Annotated in this window: 2 protein-coding genes and 1 pseudogene; 2 read left to right on the forward strand and 1 reads right to left on the reverse strand. The window is 62.0% G+C overall.

The annotated features are described in order from the left end of the window. The first annotated feature begins 592 nt into the window (after window positions 1-592). Window positions 593-1,192 (forward strand): DUF4352 domain-containing protein, encoded by a 600-nt coding sequence (locus QZV72_RS02610; protein ID WP_297004897.1) that lies wholly within the window; start codon window positions 593-595, stop codon window positions 1,190-1,192. 581 nt (window positions 1,193-1,773) lie between these two features. Here QZV72_RS02610 and QZV72_RS02615 read toward each other — a convergent pair. After that, window positions 1,774-1,946 (reverse strand): annotated as a pseudogene (locus tag QZV72_RS02615) (transposase); the annotation flags it as partial. A 343-nt stretch (window positions 1,947-2,289) separates the two neighbouring features. On the opposite strand from QZV72_RS02615, the gene QZV72_RS02620 reads away from it, so the two are divergent. After that, the coding region (locus QZV72_RS02620) for a hypothetical protein (protein WP_297004899.1) at window positions 2,290-2,866 on the forward strand (577 nt) is incomplete at its 3' end.

Raw genomic sequence — 2,866 nt, forward strand, 5'->3', positions numbered from 1 at the left:
AAGCGCGTTCCATCTAATACGCGTCACACAGCGGAAAGTGTAGCACCGTCTATCGTGTAATGAGGACGGATCTCCGTCAGAGTGTTACCCCTGCTTTTTCTCTGACTCGTGGTCGGCGGCAGGGGTGCGCCCCATTTTCATGCTGTCTCCAGGATCAATCATTTTTTCAGTTTGGTACTGTGTTAATTCCTCCGCGTAGCCCTCTGAATGGATCCATGGGGCAGTGATACAGGTCCGAGAGCAGCCGGAGTTTCCCTGGTCCGACGTTTCAATGCCCGCTGTGCGGACAACTGGTGTTCGTGCATCCAATGAAGAGCTGACCACACGCAAGTGACGTGACGGGGATGGTTCGGCCGCGGATCACCATGCGATGCCGAGTAGTTTGACCTGCCGGGCCCGCTGTCCTGCAGTGACGGGAGGGTTGAAGTCCGCGCAGACAGCAGGGGTGACTACCCACCCGCCAACGCCATGTCCTATGCTCAGGCGGAACTGAGTCTCGACTGTGGCATCAACCGCATTGTCGAGGAACTCAGCGTCTCGTCTACCTCATCGAGGTATGGCACACTCACTACGACAACATCCGGAGAACCGCATGACCGATCAGAACCCGTACGGACAGCAGCCCGGCCAGCCTGGCCAGCCCGCCTACCAGCAGCCAGAACCGCCCAAGAAGAAGCCGTTCTACAAGCGGATCTGGTTCATCATTCTCGTCGTCATCGTCCTCATCGCCATCATCGCCAGCGTCTCCAGCGGAGGAGACGACGACAAGAAGGACGATGCCGGAAGCGGAAGCAACGGTGGCGATTCGTCCACCTCACAAGACTCCGGCGCTGCCCAGCTGGGGGAGACCGTCAGCCTGAAGAAAGCTGACATCACCGCCAGTAACCTGCGGCCCAGCTCCGACGCCATCGGCCAGTACGTCTGCGCAGATGTGAACTTCGTCGTCACTGGCGATGAGTCTATTAACATCAACGGGCTCATGGACTGGAAGCTGACTGATCCGAACGGTGCCACCATGACCCAGACCGTCGGTGGTGAAACCGACTACGACTCCGTCGAACTCGCCCCCGGTGGAACCCGTGCCGGCACCGTGTGCTTCGACGCTCCCGGGACTCCCGGCGCATACAAGCTGAGTTATGAGGAGGGGCTTAGCTTCTCCAGTGATAAAGCTGAGTGGGACGCCACCCTCTAGAGCCCAGGGAGCTCGAAAACCGACCCCACCACCAGACAATGGTCGTGGGGTCAGAATATCCGGCGTCGCTTTCAGCCGATGAGATCGGACCTGACGCAGGATGCACCAGAACCGGGGGTCTGGTGCCCAAGTGTCCCCTCACTATCCGAAGAGACTCGAGGCAGCTGCCATCATGCTCTCGAGAGGGATGGCACCTCGGTCGAGGATCACTACCGGCCTGATCCTGACCACATTCATGCCACCCGCTTCCTCAGCCGTCGTCGACATCGGTAGTGTCGGGGCCTGTCACCGTCCGGACCCACTCCAGTTTCGTCAGCGGCATATGGTGTTACTGTTTCGAAACAGTCGTGACGCCGCTTCACCAGCACCTCCCCGACCGGACGGGCCACTCCATCCCGGTCCGGGAAGATGCCCACGGCATCGGTGCGCCCGCGAAGCACACGGGTGTGACGGACTGTCCGGTAGTCGGGCTAGGTTCTGGCGCACACGGCTTTCCTTGCGCAGATGAACACCATCAACTCGCCGGCCGTCTGCTGAATACGCAGCTGCACGTCGTTGGTGGCCAGGCCCCGCCCATCGAAGCGGGTAAACCTTCCTTTGGCGTAGCACGTGGCGATGAGGGTGGTCTCAGGGCTCGTTCGGCGCGGCTACGGCGTTCCCGCAGTTAGTCGGGATAGCGGGGCTCTGGAAGGGCGACGTCGACGGTGCTGACGCGGGTGTCGTGGTTGCGGTGACCGTAGCCGGTGCGGGTACTGGTGCTCCCGGCCGCTGGCCGCGTAGCCGGCGGCGTGAGTGGTTCGGCGGGGTGCGTTGACGGGCGGAGATACTGATGGGCTGGCGGCCACCACCTGACGGAGAGGCAGAAGTTCACTGTCCAGACACCTCCCGTGCAGACCAGTGCGATACACATAGTGAGTTCATCCTCATCGTCCACCCAGGTATCTGACCCAGGAGTTGTAGTGACGCGCTACCACCGTCTTCCTTTGACCCTCACATCCGTTGCGGGATTCGCCGCCCTGACAGTCGCATCCGCATCCGCATCCGCGGCACCGGTCGACGCGGTGCAGTTGCCCGCTCTTCCCGGTCACTCTGTCTCCTTGACGGACCTGACCACGGACCTGGATCTGCTGAACCCGCCTTCGCGACCCGCGGCGGACGTCGATGCCCTGGTGGCATACAGCTTCGGGACCAGGATCGAGGAGGGGGACGACCCTGACAGGGGGATCGTGTCTCCGGGGCCCGTCAATGAACAGCTGGCTGATGCCGTAATGCAGGCGCGAGGGGGCAGGGATATCCCGGTGTACGCCCAGTTCGAGATCGCCGGAGTCCTGCAGTCCACGTACGGGTTGGATGATGTGCATGTGATCGACCCGGTCCAGAACGAGGACGGCACAGTGACCTACCTGTCCACCGACGGCGTCGCGAAGCAGGTGGCCGATCGGATGGGCTCCGCCGTGGACACCTCCACGGTCGGGGTCATTGCTTTCCAGGACCACCTGTGGCGCTCGACCTACACCTCCAGGGTCAACGGACTCCATGCGTTTGCGGTGGCTGACGTGGCCATGCCGTCTGTCTATGACACAGAGTCGGGCCAGGAGTGGACGCGGTCACGCGACGCCTACCTGCCGAGGGACTACGCCGCGAGACTAGCGCTTCTGGCGCAGGTCGATACCT

It is taken from the genome of uncultured Corynebacterium sp. (genome assembly GCF_902782855.1).
In the GTDB taxonomy this organism is placed as follows: Bacteria; Actinomycetota; Actinomycetes; order Mycobacteriales; family Mycobacteriaceae; genus Corynebacterium.

Bases quoted from the DNA above. Each gene is read 5' to 3' on its own strand.
- QZV72_RS02610 (WP_297004897.1), top strand. From the start codon at position 593: ATGACCGATCAGAACCCGTACGGACAGCAGCCCGGCCAGCCTGGCCAG.